General features: G+C 64.9%; 14 protein-coding genes and 1 pseudogene. 4 read left to right on the top strand and 11 right to left on the bottom strand.

Annotated elements, in window-relative coordinates; genetic code table 11:
- Positions 1 to 9: 9 nt before the first annotated feature.
- Positions 10 to 735, bottom strand: coding sequence for an SDR family NAD(P)-dependent oxidoreductase (locus ABDW57_RS09280; protein WP_343729920.1), 726 nt, complete (start codon positions 733 to 735; stop codon positions 10 to 12).
- A 197-nt stretch (positions 736 to 932) separates the two neighbouring features.
- Between ABDW57_RS09280 and mqo the strand changes: the two genes are divergently transcribed.
- A complete protein-coding gene (gene mqo, locus ABDW57_RS09275; protein WP_343729919.1) occupies positions 933 to 2,651 on the top strand; it encodes a malate dehydrogenase (quinone) in 1,719 nt (572 codons plus the stop codon).
- A 24-nt stretch (positions 2,652 to 2,675) separates the two neighbouring features.
- On the opposite strand, the gene ABDW57_RS09270 is transcribed toward mqo, so the two are convergent.
- The 6 genes and pseudogenes from ABDW57_RS09270 to ABDW57_RS09245 form a co-directional block, all read right to left on the bottom strand.
- Positions 2,676 to 3,482 carry an oxidoreductase gene (locus ABDW57_RS09270; protein WP_343729918.1) on the bottom strand — a complete coding sequence of 269 codons (807 nt, stop codon included), beginning with the start codon at positions 3,480 to 3,482 and terminating at the stop codon, positions 2,676 to 2,678.
- A gap of 35 nt (positions 3,483 to 3,517) precedes the next feature.
- Positions 3,518 to 4,522, bottom strand: coding sequence for an NADP-dependent oxidoreductase (locus tag ABDW57_RS09265; RefSeq protein WP_343729917.1), 1,005 nt, complete (start codon positions 4,520 to 4,522; stop codon positions 3,518 to 3,520).
- 77 nt (positions 4,523 to 4,599) lie between these two features.
- A complete protein-coding gene (locus tag ABDW57_RS09260; RefSeq protein WP_343729916.1) occupies positions 4,600 to 5,166 on the bottom strand; it encodes a TetR/AcrR family transcriptional regulator in 567 nt (188 codons plus the stop codon).
- Positions 5,167 to 5,442: 276 nt separating this feature from the next.
- A pseudogene (locus ABDW57_RS09255) lies at positions 5,443 to 6,108 on the bottom strand (SDR family NAD(P)-dependent oxidoreductase).
- A 280-nt stretch (positions 6,109 to 6,388) separates the two neighbouring features.
- Entirely contained in the window at positions 6,389 to 6,988 is a 600-nt protein-coding gene (locus ABDW57_RS09250) for a response regulator (protein ID WP_343729915.1), read from the bottom strand.
- Entirely contained in the window at positions 6,985 to 9,114 is a 2,130-nt protein-coding gene (locus tag ABDW57_RS09245; protein ID WP_343729914.1) for a PAS domain S-box protein, read from the bottom strand. Before ABDW57_RS09245 ends, ABDW57_RS09250 begins: the two co-directional genes overlap by 4 nt.
- Positions 9,115 to 9,287: 173 nt before the next feature.
- Here ABDW57_RS09245 and ABDW57_RS09240 point away from each other — a divergent pair, with 173 nt between their 5' ends.
- Both ABDW57_RS09240 and ABDW57_RS09235 read left to right on the top strand, forming a co-directional pair.
- Positions 9,288 to 10,586 (top strand): MFS family transporter, encoded by a 1,299-nt coding sequence (locus ABDW57_RS09240; RefSeq protein ID WP_343729913.1) that lies wholly within the window; start codon positions 9,288 to 9,290, stop codon positions 10,584 to 10,586.
- Positions 10,587 to 10,648: 62 nt separating this feature from the next.
- Complete coding sequence (locus tag ABDW57_RS09235; RefSeq protein ID WP_343729912.1) at positions 10,649 to 11,422, top strand: ABC transporter substrate-binding protein; 774 nt, start codon at positions 10,649 to 10,651, stop codon at positions 11,420 to 11,422.
- Between the two features lie 20 nt (positions 11,423 to 11,442).
- Here ABDW57_RS09235 and ABDW57_RS09230 read toward each other — a convergent pair whose 3' ends face one another.
- The 3 genes from ABDW57_RS09230 to ABDW57_RS09220 are packed head-to-tail and all read right to left on the bottom strand — an operon-like array spanning position 11,443 to position 14,701.
- Positions 11,443 to 12,780 (bottom strand): MFS transporter, encoded by a 1,338-nt coding sequence (locus ABDW57_RS09230; protein WP_343729911.1) that lies wholly within the window; start codon positions 12,778 to 12,780, stop codon positions 11,443 to 11,445.
- A gap of 22 nt (positions 12,781 to 12,802) precedes the next feature.
- Positions 12,803 to 13,594, bottom strand: a complete 792-nt coding sequence (locus ABDW57_RS09225; protein ID WP_343729910.1) for a substrate-binding domain-containing protein — start codon at positions 13,592 to 13,594, stop codon at positions 12,803 to 12,805.
- An 18-nt stretch (positions 13,595 to 13,612) separates the two neighbouring features.
- The gene (locus ABDW57_RS09220) at positions 13,613 to 14,701 is read right to left on the bottom strand and encodes a porin (RefSeq protein ID WP_343729909.1); all 1,089 of its coding nucleotides are present in this window, start codon (positions 14,699 to 14,701) and stop codon (positions 13,613 to 13,615) included.
- 110 nt (positions 14,702 to 14,811) lie between these two features.
- Between ABDW57_RS09220 and ABDW57_RS09215 the strand changes: the two genes are divergently transcribed.
- Positions 14,812 to 15,735, top strand: coding sequence for a LysR substrate-binding domain-containing protein (locus ABDW57_RS09215; protein WP_343729908.1), 924 nt, complete (start codon positions 14,812 to 14,814; stop codon positions 15,733 to 15,735).
- A gap of 4 nt (positions 15,736 to 15,739) precedes the next feature.
- Here ABDW57_RS09215 and ABDW57_RS09210 read toward each other — a convergent pair whose 3' ends face one another.
- Positions 15,740 to 18,049, bottom strand: coding sequence for a glycoside hydrolase family 31 protein (locus tag ABDW57_RS09210; protein ID WP_343729907.1), 2,310 nt, complete (start codon positions 18,047 to 18,049; stop codon positions 15,740 to 15,742).
- Positions 18,050 to 18,153 lie beyond the last annotated feature (104 nt).

The raw sequence follows: 18,153 nt of genomic DNA, 5'->3' as shown, positions 1-18,153 counted from the left end.
TCGGCTGGATCAAGGGATTTGCCGGCGATGGCGCCGGCACCTAAGCGCCTGGTGGATCAACATGCCGCCGTTGACGTCCAGCGTGATGCCGGTGCAATAGGCGGACAGGTGCGGAATGTCTTGCGCGATCTCGCCTTTGCGGTCGTCGGTCAGCTTGTCCTTGATGATATTGGTGGCAATCAGGCCAGGGGTAATCGCGTTGACGCGGATGCCGTCGGGGCCGAATTCCCGCGCCATGGCGCGGGTCAGCCCCAGCACGCCGGCCTTGGCGGCGGAATAGTGCGGTCCGCCGAGAATGCCGCCGCCGCGTTGCGCCGATACGGACGAGGTGCTGATGCTGCTGCCGTGCTGCTGCTTCTGCATGGCCGGCAACACGGCCTGCGACATCAGCAGCGTGCCGCGCAGACTGACGTCCAGCACGGCATCGTAATCGATGGCGGAGATGTCGAGCGTCTTGCGCGGCTGCGTGATGCTGGCATTATTGAACAGCACATCGATGTGGCCATACCGCTCCAGGGTGGCGCGGGCGGCGGCCTCGCATTGCGCCTTGTTGGTTACATCCATGGCCAGTCCCAGATGCTGCGGTCCCAGGGCGGCGGCGGCCGGGTTGGCGGGCGCCAGATCGAGAATCACCACGGTGGCGCCATGGGCGGCCATCATGCGCGCGGTGGCATAGCCCAGGCCGTTGATGCCGGCGCCGCCGGTGATGATTGCTACGCGTTCTTTCGATAACATGTTCAGTCTCCTGATGGTGGGTATCGTGGCGCCATCTTGCGTGATCATCGCAGGCGGGACAAACGAGGAAAACTCAGCGGAACACGAAAATATTTCATGTCTTGGCGGACCGCGCCGACGTGCCGTCCAATCGTGACCGGCGCCGGTGGCAATGTCGTGTATTCTGGGGCGGTCAAGGCAGAAGAGGGCACCTTTCCATGAGTCAAGCGAACAATCACAACACGGCAGCCGGCCGCCAACGCGGCCGCTTTTCCCGGCGCCAGTTCATCGGCGCGGCGGTAGGCGCTGCCGCCGTGTGGGGCGGTTATTCGGTGCTGTTTGGCGGCCAGTTCCGTGCCGACAAGGCCGATCGCAAAGTGGATGTCCTGTTGATAGGCGGCGGCATCATGAGCGCGACCCTGGGTGTCTACCTGGCGGAGCTGGAGCCGACCTGGACCTACGAGGTGTTTGAACGCCTGGATAAAGTGGCGGAAGAAAGCTCCAACGGCTGGAACAACGCCGGCACCGGCCACTCGGCGCTGTGCGAACTCAACTACACGCCGATGGACGCGCAGGGCAAGGTGCACATCGCCAAGGCGGTGGAGATCAACGAAAACTTCCAGATCTCGCGCCAGTTCTGGTCGCATCAGGTACGCAAGGGCGTGCTGGGCCATCCGCGCGAATTCATCAATTCGACGCCGCACATGAATCTGGTCTTCGGCGCCGAGAATCGCGAGTTCATCCGCAAGCGCGTGGAGGCGCTGAAGGCCTCGCCGCTGTTCGCCGGCATGGAAATGAGCACCGATCCGGTCAAAATCAAAGAGTGGATTCCCATCATGATGGAAGGCCGTAAAGCGGACGAGATCGTGACCGCCACGCGCTCGCCGCTGGGGACCGACGTCAACCTGGGCGCCATCACCCGCCAGTTTTACAAGCACCTCAGTGAACGCGTTGGCGTGAAAGTGACGACCGGGCATGAGGTGCGCTCGATCACGCGCAACGACGACGGCTCCTGGCGCGTGTCGGCGTTCGACCTCAAGGATAAATCGCGGATTCAGACCGTGGATGCGCGTCACATCTTCACCGGCGCCGGCGGCGCCGCGCTGCCGCTGCTGCAGTTGTCGGGCATTCCCGAGGCGAAGCAATATGGCGGCTTCCCGGTGGGCGGCGAATTCCTGGTCACGGAAAACCCGCAGATTACCGCGCGCCATCTGGCCAAGGTGTATGGCCTGGCCGATACCGGCTCGCCGCCGATGTCGGTGCCGCATCTGGACACGCGCGTGCTCGATGGCAAAACTGTGCTGCTGTTCGGTCCGTTTGCCACCTGGTCCAGCAAATTCCTCAAGAACGGCTCCTACTTCGATATGGCAAAGGCAACCACGCCGTCCAATATCATTCCGCAGCTGCAGGTCGGCATGCATGAATTTGCGCTGGTCAAATACCTCGCGCAGCAGCTGGAGTTGTCCAAGGAGGAAAAGATGGCCGCGCTGCGCCGTTACATGCCGGAGGCAAAGGACCAGGATTGGCGCCTGTGGCAGGCTGGTCAGCGGGTCCAGATCATCAAAAACGTGCCCGGTGAGGGGGGCGTGCTGAAGCTGGGCACCGAAGTGGTGGTGGCCGCGGACCGCTCGGTGTCCGCGCTGCTGGGCGCCTCGCCGGGCGGCTCGACCTCGCCGGCGATCATGCTGTCACTGCTGGAGAAAGTCTTCCCTGACCGCATGAAAACCGCCGCCTGGCAAAGCAAAATCCGTGAGATCGTTCCCACCTACGGGAAAAAACTCAATGAGAACCCGGAGCTGCTGGCGACCGAATGGGCGGCCACCGCCGAAGCGCTGCAATTGGCGATCGCGGCGCCGGACCTGGGCGGTTTTGTTCCCGTCACCGCGCCGGCTGAACAGCCGGGACAGGTGAAGAAAGTGCCTGATATCGCCCTGTAGTCCGCGCAATGCCTGCCGCGGGCCTCAGCCGAGTCCGAATTGTTTGCGCAGGCTCGCGTCCACCGGGCCAGCCGGCATGAAGCGGCGCAATTTACTCAGCAACGATGCCTGGCCTGGCGGCGTGTTGCGCATGCGCCATTTGCCCAGGGCGGCGTCAACGATGGCTGCCGCGACGTTGTCCGGGGCGGGGGCCTTGTTGATGGCGCCGGCGACCGCGGCTGCAACCGCATCGCGCTCGCGGTCATAAGCGGCCAGCGGCGACTGCGCCACCGGTGAGTTGGCCTCCAGGCTGGTCCTGGCATACGCCGGGGCCACCAGTGTGACGCGGATACCGAACTGGCGCACCTCGTGATCCAGCGATTCGGACAGCCCTTCGACCGCGTGTTTCGAGGCCGAATACATGCCCATGTACGGCGCCGGCAGGAATCCCAGCACCGAACTCACGTTCACGATTTTCCCCTGGCGCTGTCCGCGCATATGCGGCAGCACCGCCTGGATGGTGCGCAGGATGCCGAAGAAGTTGGTCTCGAATAAGGTGAGCGCTTCGGCAATCGTGGTTTCTTCCACGGCACCGGTCATATTCACCCCGGCGTTATTGACCAGTACATCAATGCGCCCGGCGTGGCCCATCACCTCAGCAATGGCGCGCTGCACCGAGTCGCTGTCGCGCACATCCATCTCGATCAGGGTTACCCCGGGCAGTGGCGCTGCCTTGGCAAGATTGCGGACCGTGCCGAATACGGCACAGCCGCGCCGGGCGAATTGCGCGGCGGTCTCGCGGCCGATACCGGATGAGACGCCGGTGACCAATACGACGGTTGGGGTAGTCATGGCTCTTCCTTTCAAATGTAGGTAAATGTCTGCCGTTATTGCCGTATCTGCACCACCAGCTTGCCTTTGGACCGGCCTTGCTCAAGGTAAGCCAGCCCGTCCTTCGCCTGCGCAAACGGGAACACCGTATCAATCACCGGCCGGATGCGTTCCTCGGCAAGCAGTTTGCCGATCTCGGCAAGCTGGCCGCCGTCGGGACGGACGAACAGGAAGGCATAACTGGCGTCGTGTTTCCTGGCGCGCCGGATGATCCTGGCGCTCAGGAGGCTGAAGACGGTCTTCATGAGGAAGTTCATCCCGCGCGCCCGGGCGAAAGCGGCGTCTGGCGGCCCGATCAGCGAGACCACCTGGCTGCCCGGCTTCAGTATCGTCAACGACTTTTCCAGCGCGTCGCCCCTGAGCGTGCCCAGGATGGCGTCGTAGTCCCGCAATACTTGCTCGGCGCTGTGTTTTTTGTAGTCCACCACCTCATCCGCACCAAGGCTGCGCACCAGTTCCACGTTGGCGCTGCTGGTGGTGGTCCCCACGATCGCCCCCAACTGTTTGGCCAGCTGGATGGCGAACGTGCCGATGCCGCCGGACCCCGCCGGGATGAACACTTTCTGGCCGGGCTGGAGCTGCATCCGCTCGCGCATCGCCTGCCAGGAGGTCAGGCCGACCATGGGAATGGCGGCCGCCTGCACGAAACTGAGGTTAGGGGGCTTGTGCGCGGCGGCGTGCTCCGGCACGGCTGCGAATTCGGCCAGGCTGCCGCCAGGGAGGTCGAAGATGCTGGCGAATACCGCGTCACCGGGTTTGAAACGGGTCACCCGGCTCCCTGTTTCGACCACAATCCCGGCCAGATCGCTGCCCACCACATGCGGCAAGCGGATCGGCATGATGGGCTTGAACATCCCTTTGGGGATCATGTAATCGATTGGATTAAGCCCGGCAGCGTGGACCTGCACCAGTATTTCATCGGGCTTGATTGCCGGCTTCGGCATCTCGGTGAATTCGATTTTATCGAGTCCACCGTAACTTTTCAGGATGAATGCTTTCATGGTTTTCCTTCGCCCGCTCGCAGGTTTAAAAATATGATGTTTATCATATTTCGTGTTAAAAAAAACGGCCGATCAGCTCACTCGGCCGCAGGGTTGAACTGCTTCATCGTGGCGGCGCACAAAGCCTCCGACAGGGCGGGGTCGTCGACCGCGCGCGCAATCATGGTGGTGCCGATCAGCGCGCACAGCAGTGCCATCGCCTGCTCGTGCGTTTCCTGCTTGCCCCAGCCCGGCAGTTGCCGTGCGATCAGATCGATCATCTCCTTGATGTGCAGCGTGGCGGCACGCCGCACCTCCGGCGACTGGCGTGGCATTTCCGACCCCAGCGCCGACACTGGGCAACCGTTCTCAATCGCCGCGATATGCTCGGGCGACAGATAGGCCCGCATGATCGCCTGCAGCGCCTGTCCGGGCGGTGCCGCCGCCACCACGCGCGTGGCCAGCGCGACCGAATCGGCGCCTGCACGGTCGGCCGCCTCAGCCAGCAGGGCGTCACGCGAGGCGAAGTGGGCGTAGAAGCCGCCATGGGTCAGGCCGGCCTCCTTCATGATGTCCGCCACCGCCGTGCCGTCATAGCCGCTGCGGCGGATAGCCCGCGCCGCCACCTCAAGGATGCGGTCGTGCGATATTTCCTTGCGGCTCATGCCTGTGCGTTTACTAAGTTTTGTCTGCATGATGGCTATCATATCTTATTTCTGGCATGCGTGCAGGTCTGGCCGTTTTCTGGTGTGGCCAAGCAATTGGAACGTCATTGGTGGAACGACGGTATGCTCAACTTTGTACGTGCAACATGACACGATGTTCATCGTGACCGACGCCATGTTTGATCATCGGATCGTCTGAGGTGAGTGCGCATATGTCCTGGTCATCCGCGATCTGATAAAGCGATACACCGTAGCCGCCCGCGTCATCAATGGTGCTCAGGAAGTCCGCGCGCGGCGCAATGTATTTGCACAGATAAAATTTCGTGGCACGGCGGCGTGCTTGGACGCCGAATAGAATGACAGGTTGGGCGGCCCGATCAGGCCAACAATGGAACTGACCGTGATAATTGGTCCCTGCTTCTGGGCGCGGAATTGCGGCAGCAGGGCAGTCGTTACTTTGACCGTGTCCCAGAAGTTAGTCTCAAACTACTGTCGGCCCAGCTCAATCGAGGTCTCTTTGGCAATGCAGGTGACCATGTAGTCAGCATTGTTGACCAGTACATCAAGTCTGGCCGTGTGCTGAAGCAGCGTTTCCCTGGACGCCTGGATGGAGCGGTCGTCGTCGATAGCCAGTCGCAGCAGCTTGAACGGCAGCTTGCCGGTGTGCTTCTCTGGCTCACGGCTGGTGCCGATCACAAGATGGCCTTCTTGATGGAGCTGGTTTGCCAACAGCATGCCGAAGCCGGAGGAGGCGCCGGTGATGAGTATCGTTTTTTTATCTGCTTGCTTTCGTCGCGTTTTGATAGGAGTACAGGCACTACTTTGCCTGCGACCGCGGCGGCCAGCACTGGCCGATCGCGCCACATCAACGCGCAACGCGCCAATTCCTGAACTCTTAGCCGCGCTGTGCAGCGCCAATCTGGCCGGTGCGCTGGAGCGCATCAGCAAGTACGTCAAGCTGATTGCGCCAATGAACATCCGGCTGACGCGTACATCGGCGCAGACCGAGGTCAGCATCGACTTTATCGATCCCACCACGCAGCCGCCTCTGGTGTTCTTGTTGTTCAAGCTGGTGTTCTTTGTCCAGCTGGCTGGAGTCCCTGCCGGCCCGCGAAGTGTCGATGTCGACGGTCAGCCGCAAGCTGGCGGTTAGCACACGCACCCCGCAGAGGGTGCGTGAGGAAAGCTGCGCGACGGTAGATTGACAACGGCCCTGATCTGCTCACGCCAGCCACGGGTGCGCCGCCAGCCAGCGCCCCAGTTCATTGTCGTTCGCGCACTGCAGTTTGTTGAAGATGTTGGCGCGGTGGGTTTCCACCGAGCGCGGGCCGCAGGGCGGCACCAGCACGCGCGCGATTTCCTTGTTCGGCTGTCCCAGCCCCACCAGGCGCGCCACTTCGCGTTCGCGCGCGGTCAGTTCTTCCCACATGCGCAGGGCCTGGCCGCGTGCGCGCGCTTCGGCGATGGCGGCCGGCAGCTTGTCGAGCAGTTGCTGGGTGTCCGGCTTGGTCACCCAGTCGTAGGCGCCGCGCCGCACCGCCTCCAGCGCCGTCGGTATGTCGCCGTGGCCGGACAGGAACAAGGTCACCAGCGGACTATGCTGGCTGCGCAGGTGTTCGAACACGGCCAGCCCGCTCATCGCGCCCATGCGCAAATCGAGGATCACGCAGCCCGGCTGGCGCAGGTCGACCGCGTCCAGAAACGCTTCGCCCGATTCAAACGCCTGCACCGCCAGACCCTGTGAAAACAGCAGGAGCAGCAGCGAGCGGCGCAGAGCCTCATCATCATCGACAACGTACAGGGTGAGGGGAGCGTCTTTCATGGCACGATAGGAAGAGTGAAGGAGAACGTGGCGCCGCCACCGGCGCGGTTTTCGACCGTCATGATACCGCTATGGGCTTCGATGATGGTGCGGCAGATGTTCAGCCCCAGCCCCAGGCCGTCGGGCTTGGTGGTGAAGAAGGGCGCGAACACCTGTTCCAGCTGGTCGTCCGGGATGCCCGGCCCTTGGTCGCTGACCGCGATCCGCAGGCAGGGACCGCTGCGCTGGCTGCTGAGCGAGATGCAGCGGCGCTGGCGCGGCTGCTCCTGCATGGCCTGCAGGGCGTTGTGGATCAGGTTGACCAGCACCTGTTCCAGCAGCACCTTGTCGCCGCGCACCTGCACCGCCGGGTTTTCCATCGACAGCTGCAGGGTGACGCCGTCGCGCTGCAACTCCGGTTTCAGCAGCGCTTCCGCGTGCAGGATGATGTCCGCGACGGCGAAGCTTTCAAAGTGGCCGCGCTGGGGATTGATCAGCGCCCGCACCCGCCGCACGATCTCGCTGGCGCGCCTGGCTTGTTCGATGATGTCGTCCAGCGCACCGGCCAGCATGTCCGGTGAGGCGCGCCCGGCCAGCGCGCGCGCTGCCACGGCAAAATTGGACAGCGCCATCAGCGGCTGGTTGAGTTCATGCGCCAGGGTGGAGGCCATCTCGCCCACGCTGGCCAGGCGCGCGCTGCGCTGCAGGCGGATTTCCTGATCGCGCTGGCGCGCCTCGGCCTGTTTTTGCGCGGTGATGTCCACCACCGAGCTGAGCCAGCCGCGGTTGACGCCATCGGGATCGATCAATGGCGCGGTGTAGACCATGGTGATGACGTCATGGCCGTCCTTGTGGCGGATACGCGATTCGAAACCGCTGGGCGCGGCCCGGCCCTGCAAGGCCTCGTCGCTTTCGCGCGCCTGTTTTTCCAGGTCCTCCGGGTGCCAGTAAGGGTAGGGCGGGTAGCGGCCCAGCAGCTCGTCGGCGCGGTAGCCGACAATGGCGCACAGCGCCGGATTGACGTAAATGATTTTGCCCTGCGGGTCGCGCGCGCGGATGCCGACCAGCAGCGAGTCTTCCATCGCCTTGCGCAGCGCATGGGCTTCCTGCAGGTCGCGCGTGCGCTCCTCGACCCGATGCTCCAGTTCCAGCCGCGCCGCCTGCTGCTCGGCAAAGCGGCGCTCGCGCAGGCGCCAGTACAGCACGGCCAGCAGCAGCACGGCGGCGGCCAGGGTGGCCAGCGTCAAGGCTGCCCGTTTGGCCTGCTGGACGTCGCGCATGTCCTCGGTGACGGTGAGCGTCCAGCCCAGCTCCGGCAGCGGCGTATCGAGCGCCAGCAGGCTGGCGCCGCGCCCCTGAAGCGAGGTTTTCAGGGTGTAGCCCGGCGTATCCTTGCCGGCCGTGATGTCCCACGGCAGCAGATCGAAGCGGGTGCGCAGCCCGTACTGGGCGTGGGCGCCGATCCACGCGCTATCGGCGCCGGAGACCGGGGCGATGCTGTGGAACAGCCATTCCGGCACCGCGCTCAGGAACACGATGCCGTGGCGGTCGCGCAGCGCCACCGGGTAGCCGCTGTGCTGCCACACCCGTTCCAGTGGATCGAGGCTGATCTTGACCACTGCCACGCCCAGCACCTCGGCGCCGATCCGCACCGGCTCCGCGATGAACAGGCCGGCCTGGCCGGTGGTCAGGCCGAGGCCGTAGAACAGGCCGCGCTTTCCTTTCAGCGCATCTTCGAAATACGGCCGCTGGCGGTAGGACTCCCCGACAAAGCTGGACGGCGTGTTCCAGTTGCTGGAGGCCAGCGTCATGCCGCTGCGGTCCACCAGATACAGCGCGGCGGCGCCGGTGGTGGTTTGCAGGTCCGCGAAATAGTGGTTCACGCGCGCGCGCAGCGCCGCATCGGCAGGCGCGCGCAGCAGATGCTGCACTTCCGGATGGCGCGCCGCAGCGTAGGGCAGGAAGTCATGTTTTTCCACCAGGCCGCGCAGCCCCAGCACGTGGGCCGCGCTGGCCTGGCGCAAGGCTTCCATCTTGGCCTCCAGTTCACGTTGCTCGGCCCAGTTCCCCGAGGCGGCGATCAGCCCCAGCGCCGCGGCGACGGCCAGGGCTCTGCGCCAGTGACGCGGGTTGAGCAGGGACGGCATGGATACTCCGTGGCCAAATAGGAGAACAATAACAGTTGTGCACGTAAATTGGGGTGCTCTCCGTAGTTTTACGGAGCAGGCCGCGCCAAAGTTGCGGATGCCGCGGCGCCGTCGATATGCGATGCTGGTTTCATACCCACCCAAGAATAATATCTCAGGAGAACAGCATGAACATGCATGAACCCCCACAGCCGCAATACACCGTCGAGGAACGGCGCAAGCGCGTTTTCGCCATCATCAGCGCCTCTTCCGGCAATCTGGTGGAGTGGTTTGACTTCTACGTCTATTCCTTCGCCTCGATCTACTTTGCCAGCCAGTTCTTCCCGAGCGGGAATGCCACCGCCGAATTCCTGAAATCAGCGGCCGTGTTTGCGGTCGGCTTCCTGATGCGGCCGATCGGCGGCTGGATGTTCGGCCGCCTGGCTGACCGCGTCGGCCGCAAGAAATCGATGCTGGTCTCGGTGCTGATGATGTGCGGCGGCTCGCTGGCCATTGCGGTGTTGCCGACCTACGCCAGCATCGGCGTGGCCGCGCCGATCCTGCTGCTGATCATCCGCATGTTCCAGGGCCTGTCGGTGGGCGGCGAGTACGGCACCACCGCCACCTATATGAGCGAAGTGGCGCTGCGCGGCCAGCGCGGCTTCTTCTCGTCGTTCCAGTATGTGACCCTGATCGGCGGCCAGCTGCTGGCGGTGCTGACGGTGGTGATCCTGGAACAGTTCCTGACCTCGGCCGAACTCAAGGCCTGGGGCTGGCGCGTGCCGTTCGCGGTGGGCGCGGTGGCCGCGCTGGTGTCGCTGATGCTGCGCCGCCAGCTGCATGAAACCATCAAGGCCGAGGACCGCAACAGCAAGGAAGCCGGCACGCTGGCCAACCTGTTCAAGCACCATCGTGCCGCCTTTCTCACCGTGCTGGGCTACACCGCCGGCGGTTCGCTGATCTTCTACACCTTCACCACCTACATGCAGAAATACCTGGTCAACACGGCAGGCATGCCGGCCAAGACCGCCAGCGTGGTGATGACCGGCTGCCTGTTCCTGTACATGTGCATGCAGCCGCTGTTCGGCATGCTGGCCGACCGCATCGGCCGCCGCCATTCGATGATGCTGTTCGGCGCCCTGGGCGCGCTGGCGACCTATCCTATCCTGGCCATCCTGCATGGAAATACCAGCCCGGTGCTGGCCTTCGTCCTGATTACCGTGGCGCTGGCCATCGTCAGCCTGTACACCTCGATCAGCGGCCTGGTGAAAGCCGAAATGTTCCCGCCGGAAGTGCGCGCGCTGGGTGTCGGTTTGTCGTACGCGATTTCCAACGCCATCTTCGGCGGTTCGGCCGAGTTTGTCGGGCTGTCGTTCAAGAATCTCGGCCACGAGAGCTGGTTCTACGTTTACGTGACGGTGATGATGGCAATCGCTTTCCTGGTCAGCCTGCGTCTGCCGAAAACCCCGTCGTATCTGCACACGGATCACTGACTATCCCTTGGCTGGACCAATTATGATACTGTCTTGGCATTAACACCCTGACGGGAGGTGTCATGTGGTCCAGCTTCCCCTTGCGAGGCATGTTGGCGGCCGCCGCGGCGCTGTTGGCTGTTCAAGGCGGCGCAGTCGAACTCCACACTTCCGCGCATATCAATACTGAACCGAAGTTCGCGGCGGGGCCGGGCAAGAAAGTGGTGGGGCTCTGCGTCGACTTGCTGCGCGCGCTGGAACGCGCCGATCCGGGCATGCGCTTTGTTGGCGACCAGAACTGGATGCCGATGATGCGCGCGATGACGGAAACGCGCGCCGGCCGTCAGGACGTGGTCTGCGGTCTGGCGCATACCGCCCAGCGTGCCGTGCAATTCGTCTATCTGCAGCCGGTGTTGTGGCATATCGACTACGTGCTGGTGGCACGCGAAAACGATGATGTCGTCGTCAACAGTTGGGAAGATGTGCGCAAGCTGGGCGCGCAGGGCGTGGTGCTGAGCGACCGCGGCATGTACGCCTCGCACCTGGTCGAGTCGCAGGCCGATGTGACCTTCGACAGTAGCGCAGCCAGTTCCGAACACAATCTCAAGAAGCTGCTGGCCGGGCGTGGCCGGTTTTACCTGCACCGCGTGCAAGGACTGGATTCCTTGCTGCTTGAAAGCGGCGTCAAGCCGCAAGTGCGTGTGCTGCCCGTCATCATGGGCCGCGTGCCGTTGTACTTCACCGTAGGGCAGCACGTGGACACTGGCATGGCCCAGAGAATGCAGCAGGGATTGCTGACGCTGCAGAAGAACGGTGAGCTGGCGCGAATCAGGCGGCGCTGGAATCTTGCGGAGTAGCGCCGCCCGGCGCGGGGACTTCAGCCGCGTTCCTTGACGATGCCGCGGTACACCAGCACGGTGGCGATCAGGCTGATGGTGGCGGCGCCGGCCATCCAGTAGCCGGGTGCGGCCTTGTCGCCGCTGGCTTCGATCATCCAGGTCGACAGCAGCGGTGTCAGGCCGCCGAACAAGGCGGTGGCCAGGCTGTAGGCCAGTGAGAAACCGGTGGTGCGCACCTGCACCGGAATAATTTCAGTCAGGGCGACAATGGTGGCGCCGTTGTAACTGCCGTACAGGAAGGACAGCCACAGTTCCACCATCACCATGTTGCCAAAGCTCGGGTTGGCGATCAGCCAGGACAGCGCCGGATAAGCGGTCAACATGGTCAGCGCGGCGCAGGCCACCATCACCGGCCAGCGGCCGATGCGGTCCGACAGCGCGCCCATCACCGGCAGCCAGATGAAGTTCGACAGGCCTACGCACAGCGTCACCAGCAGCGCATCCTCGGTGCTCAGCTTGAGCACGGTCTTGCCGAAGGTGGGCGTGTAGACGGTGATCATGTAGAACGCCACCGTGGTCAGCACCACCAGCATGGCGCCGACCGTCACCAGCGGCCAGTTGACGGCGATGGTGCGCATCATCTGGCGGAAGGTCGGATGGCTTTTCTGCGCCAGGTAAGCCTCGGTTTCCTGCAGCGAGCGGCGGATGTAGAACACCACCGGAATGATCGAGCAGCCGATGAAGAATGGAATGCGCCAGCCCCAGTCGGCGATCACGTCCTTGGGCATGGCGTGGTTCAGGCCATAGCCGAGCGCGGCGGAGAAGATCACCGCCACCTGCTGGCTGGCCGACTGCCAGCTGACATAAAAGCCCTTGTTGCCCGGCGTCGCCATCTCCGACAGATACACCGACACCCCGCCCAGTTCCACGCCGGCCGAAAAGCCTTGCAGCAGGCGGCCGATCAGCACCAGCAGCGGCGCCAGCAGGCCGATGGTGGCGTAGCCCGGCACGAAGGCGATCAGCGCTGTGCCGGACGCCATGATGCCCAGCGTGAGCACCAGGCCCTTGCGGCGGCCGATGCGGTCGATGTAGCTGCCGAGGAAGATGGCGCCCAGCGGACGCATGAAGAAGCCAGCGCCAAAGGTGGCAAAGGTCATCATCAGCGCCGCGTATTCGCTGGTGGCCGGGAAGAAGGCGGCGGCGATCTGGTTGGCGTAGAAGCCAAACAGGAAGAAATCGTACATCTCGATGAAGTTGCCGCTGGTGACGCGGATGACGGCGCCCAGCTTGGAGGGCTTGTTGGCCGGTGCCGGCTTGGCGGCGGCCGGCGCCGTGGCGGCACGGCTGTCGGCGGCGGCGGTGGATTGGGTGTTCATGATGGGCTTTCAGTAAGAATGTTCAGTGCGCGGTGGCGACCGGCTCCAGTCCGGTGGCTTCGATGGCGGCGGCATTGACGGGCGCGGCGAGGAAGCGCAGCAGGGCGCGTGCGCGCTCCGGCTGGCTGGCGCCGCGCACCACGGCGCCGGAAAACTGCGTGTGCAGCTGCACTTCCGGCGGGATCAGGCCGACGATGTCGATGCCGGTAACCGGTTTCAGTTCGCTGCGCTGCTGGCAGCCAAAGTCGGCCTCGCCGTGCGCGATGATCTCGCCGACCGGCGTGGCCGGGATCTGCGCCGCCTTGCCTTCCATCTGCTGGCGGATGCCCAGCTTGTCCAGCAGCTGGCGCTTGATGTATTCGCCGCTGGCGCTGTCGGAATAAGCCACGCGCTGCGCGTTCAGGAAAGCTTTGCGCAGGCCGTCAACGGTGCCGATGTCAGGCCGCGCCGCGCCCTGGCGCACCGCGCAGGCGATCGGCGCGTTGGCCAGCACCACTTTGCTGCCCGGTTCCAGGCGCCCCGCGGCCATCAACTGGTCGAGCGCGTCGCCCACCATGATCACCACGTCGATCGGCTCGCCACGTTCAAGGCGCGCCGGGATGGCGTTCGTGGTGTTGCCCATCGAGGGGCCCCAGGCGGACACCAGCTTGTCGCCGCTGCTGCGCTCATACGGTGCGGACAGATCCTTGTAGGCCTGGGCGAAGCCGCCCGAACTGACGACATGCAGGTCGGCGGCCGGGGCGGCGGCGCCGAATGCCAGCGCTATGGCGGCCACTGCGGCCAGCTTGCTGCGTTTGAGATGATGCGGTCGCATAGGAACTCCTTGTTTGCGTTAGAACTTGTGCATGAGGCCGAGCGTGACGCCGCTGCCGTGGCGGTCGTTGGCGCGGCTGCCGGTCAGCCCGGCGGCGTCGCCGCGCCAGCTGGTGTAGTCGGCTTCGGCGTAGGCGGTGGTGCGTGGCGATAACGATTTTTCGAGGTACAGGAAGGCGCGGTCGAAGCCGTCGTCGGGCAAACCGGTGGCTTCGCGCCGCACGCTGTACAGGGCGGTGGTGAGCAGCAGGCCGGCCGCGAGATTACGGCTGACGCCGGCGGACAGCACGCGCTGGGTGACTGACTTGCCGGCGCCGGTGTCGGCCTTGTTGCGCGCCGCGTTAGCCTTGAGCTGCCAGCCGTCGATGCGCAGCGCCGCGCCCAGCGTCCAGGCGTCGAGCGGCAAATCGTCACGGCTGCGGAATTGCATGCTGGCGCCGGACACGGTCCAGTCCTGGCACTGATAGGCCAGGGCCACGCCGTGGGCGGCGCCGGCGCTGTTGTCGCCCGCCACTTCGCCGGCCGACCAGGCGGCGCGCGCCTGCCATGGGCCGCTGGTGACGGTGTATTTGACCGTGTTGTCGAGGCGGTAGAAATTGTCGTTGTAGCCGCTGGGGCCGTACTGCCGGCCGAAGGCATGGGTGCCGAAGGCGGTGTTGCTCAAACCGGCGATGTTGACGTTGGGGTTGAAGCTGGCGTCGCGCTTGCCGAGCGGATCAACACTGATCAGGGCATCGGACAGCAGATTGGTCTGGCGTCCGGCCGCCAGCGTGCCGTACGGGGTTGCCAGCCCGGCCCAGGCCAGACGGTCGAACAGGCGGTCGCTCTTGGCTGTGGCGCCGGTGTCGGCGTTGATGCCGCCTTCCAGCCGCAGCAGCGCGGCCCAGCCAGCGTCCAGCGCCTCGCGCCCGCGCAGGCCCCAGCGGCTGGTTTCATCGACGCCGCTGCTGACGGCGCTGCTGCGGTCGGCGGCTGGCGCATTGCTGGCGCCAAGGCCGTTGCTGCTGCGCACGCCGACATCGACAATGCCGTACAGACTGATGCCACTCTGGGCTGGGCAGGCGCCGCTGGCGATGAGCAGGGCGGTGAGGGCGCAGAAATGGCGCACATGGTCTCCTTTGAGGACGGCCTTCTTGTCGAGGCTGGTTGTTCAGTGGAGCGATGATGCGCCAAATGGCATAATTTGATAATCGCAATTTTTACGTGGATTAATGCACCATGCGCATCAATTATGATTTGCACGATCTGCACGCCTTCGTTGCCGTGGCCGAACGCGCCAGCTTCCGCCAGGCCGCCGCCGACCTGTTCCTGTCGCAGTCGGCGCTGAGCCGGCGCATTGAAAAGCTGGAGGAGGGCCTGGGCGTCAAGCTGTTTGAGCGCACCACGCGGCGGGTGCAGCTGACCAATGTCGGCCAGACCTTTCTGGTCAATGTGCGCACCGCGCTGGACGGGCTGGAAGACGCGGTGCTGGGCGTGGCCGACCTGGCCGCGCACCGCACCGGCACGGTGACGCTGGCGTGCGTGCCGTCCGCGGTCTGGCATTTCCTGCCCGATGTGCTGAAGCAGTTCAGTCAGCGTTTCCCGCGCATCCGCGTGCGCGTGCATGACGAAAGCGCGCAGGATGTGCTGAATCTGGTGCTGTCCGGGGAGGCCGACTTCGGCATCAATTTCACCGGCGCGGAAGATCCGGAAGTCGTGTTTGAGCCGATCTACGTGGAGCGCTACGTGCTGGCCATGCGGCGCGATCACCCGCTGGCGCGCCGCAAGTCGCTGAGCTGGAAGGAAACGGTGGGCGAGCGCTACATTTCAGTGGCCAAGTCCAGCGGCAACCGCAGCGTGCTCGATGCCGCATTGGCCGGGGTGGAAAAACATCCGCTGATTTCGTGCGAGGTGAACCACGTATCCGGCGTGCTGGCGCTGGTGGAGGCCGGCATGGGCGTGGCGGCAGTGCCCGGCCTGTCGGTGCTGCCGGGGCGGCCGGACAGCATTGTCGGCGTGCCGCTGGTGAATCCGCCGGTGGAACGCACGCTGGGACTGATCAGCAAACGCAATCACAGTATGGCGCCGGCCGCGCGCACGCTGTTCGAGATGCTGGCCGACGCCCTGGTGAAGAAGAAACGCCGGCCGCTCAGGCCGGCCTGAGTGCTTAGCGGCAGCCCGGCAAAGCCACTTCAACCGCTGTGCTGCCGGCCACCACGCGCACGCCCGGCTTGGCCGGTGTGGCCGCGCAGCGCACCACGAACGCCTGCTCGCGGCGTACGCCCGGGAAACTGCCCTGCAACGGCGCGATGGCCAGCTTGCCGCGTGCCTGATCCCAGCTGAAACGGCGGATGGCATACTCGCCCTGGGTGTAGCCGGGGCCGTCGCCGGCATCGTCATACAGCTCAAAGCTGCCATCCTGGCCCGGATACACGCGCAGCTCGATCGGCTGCTCGCTCTTCTGGTCGGCATATTGCACGTCCGGGCCCAGCGGCAGGATGCTGCCGGCGCGGGCAAACAGCGGAATGGTGGCAATGTCGGCCTTGGCCGCCACCACCTTGCCGCCGGTGTAGCGCTTGCCGGTCCAGAAGTCAAACCAGTCCTGCCTGGCCGGCAGGTAGACGGTGCGCACGTCGGTGTTGGGCGTCATCACCGGCGCCACCAGCAGCGCCTTGCCGAACATGTACTGGTCGCCGGTGGCGACAGCCTGAGCGTCGCTGCGGAAGTCCATCGCCAGCGCGCGCATCATGGTGCCGTTGCGGCTGGTGACGTCCCACGAGGCCGAGTAAATATACGGCAGCAGGCGGTAGCGCAACTGGGTGGTGTCGCGCAGGATTTTTTGCGTGGCGGCGTTGAAGCGCCAGATTTCCTTCGACTCGCCGGTGCCGTGCACGCGGAACATCGGGTTGAAAGCGCCGAACTGATACCAGCGCGTGTACAGCTCGGCATAGGCCGGATCGGCCGGATCGCCGCCAAAGAAGCCGCCGATGTCGGCCGACCAGTAAGGAATGCCGCTCAGCGTGAAGTTGAGCGCGGCCGGCAGCTGCATGCGGAACACGTCCCAGGTGCCCATGGTGTCGCCGGACCAGGTGAGGGCGGCGTTGCGCTGCTGGCCGGCGTAGGCCGAACGGGTCAGGATGAACGGCCGCTTGGCCGGCGCATCCCTGCTGGTGCCCTCAAACACGGCGCTGGTGTGCAGCAGCGGATAGGCGTTGTACACCTGCTTGCCCGGACCGGCGCCGGTGGTCACCTCGCGCATCTGGCCGGGCCAACCGCCCAGTTCGGCCTCGCTGGCGTCCAGCCACCAGCCGTCCCAGCCGGCCTTGCCGAGCGAACGGCTGATCTGCTCCCAGTACAGCTTGCGCCCGGCCGGCGCGTAAGCGTCATACCAGTAGCCCTTGCCGGCCGGGTAGACATTGTTGTACAGCGTCGGGTACATGGCGCCGGCCGCCTGCAGTTCGGCGCCGTTGCGGGTGCCGGCGTCAAAGCGGGCCCACACCGAAATGATGGCGTGCACATTCTGCGCGTGCAGCTGCTCAACCATGCCTTTCGGGTCCGGGAAGCGCGCCGGGTCCATCTGATGATCGCCCCAGGCGCCGGGCTGCCAGTACTGCCAGTCCTGCACCACGGCGTCCAGCGGCACTTTCATCTGGCGGTAGCGCGCCGCCACGCCCAGCAGCTCGGCCTGGGTCTTGTAATGCTCCTTGGATTGCCACAGGCCCCAGGTCCAGCGCGCCATCATGGGGGCGCGGCCGGTCAGCTCGCGGTAGCCGGCCACCACCTCGTCCAGTTCCGGGCCGAGGATGAAGTGGTAATCGACGCCCTGGCCGGCCTCGGAGCGGATGCTGACCGGGTGGTGGCCGGCCGGCAGGCCGACCTCGACATCGGTGACGGCGGCGTTATTCCACAGGATGCCGAAGCCGTCCGGCGTGGTCAGCATCGGCACCGCGACGTCGCGGTTGACCTGCTGCAGGCGCACGGTGTTGCCGCGATAGTCGAACTTGCCGTTCTGGTGCTGGCCCAGTCCGAACACCGGGCCGGAATAGTCGTACCCCTGGGTGACGCCATCCTGGCGGATGTCGCGCCCGGATTCGGCCAGCAGCAGCTTGCCTTGCGCGTCAAGGAAGCTGACCTTGCCGCTGTCGCGCGCCACGCGCACCTGCAGGGCCGGCGTGGCCAGCTGGTAGTATGCCGGCGTTTCGGTGACGCGCCAGGCCACCTTGCGCGGCTGGGCGATCACGGCCGGGTTGTAATTGCCCTCCCATCCGGTGGCCGGGCCGGCCAGCACGTGGACGATGCGATCGCTCCACGGCTCGATCCGCAGCGTTCCCTGCGCCGTGGTCAGCGACAGGCCGCGTGCGCTCTCGGTGGCGGCCTGCACGGCCGGCGCGGGCGTGTCGGCGCGGGCCGGCAGCGCAGCCGCGCACAGCGACGACAGGGCAAGCGCGACAGCCGCGCTCAGCAGGGATTTCGTCATGATAATTCCTTGGATGAAAGGTAACGGAATCCGGATTCTAGCGATTCAGAACCGGCCTCAGCATCGCCGGTGTGCGATTTCATCAATTATGTTCAGCGACTTGG

The sequence above is a fragment of the Duganella sp. genome (genome assembly GCF_039595735.1).
Lineage (GTDB): Bacteria > Pseudomonadota > Gammaproteobacteria > Burkholderiales > Burkholderiaceae_D > Rugamonas.
The sequence above is the reverse complement of the archived record's forward strand: the minus strand, read 5'-3'. Positions and strand labels throughout refer to the sequence as shown.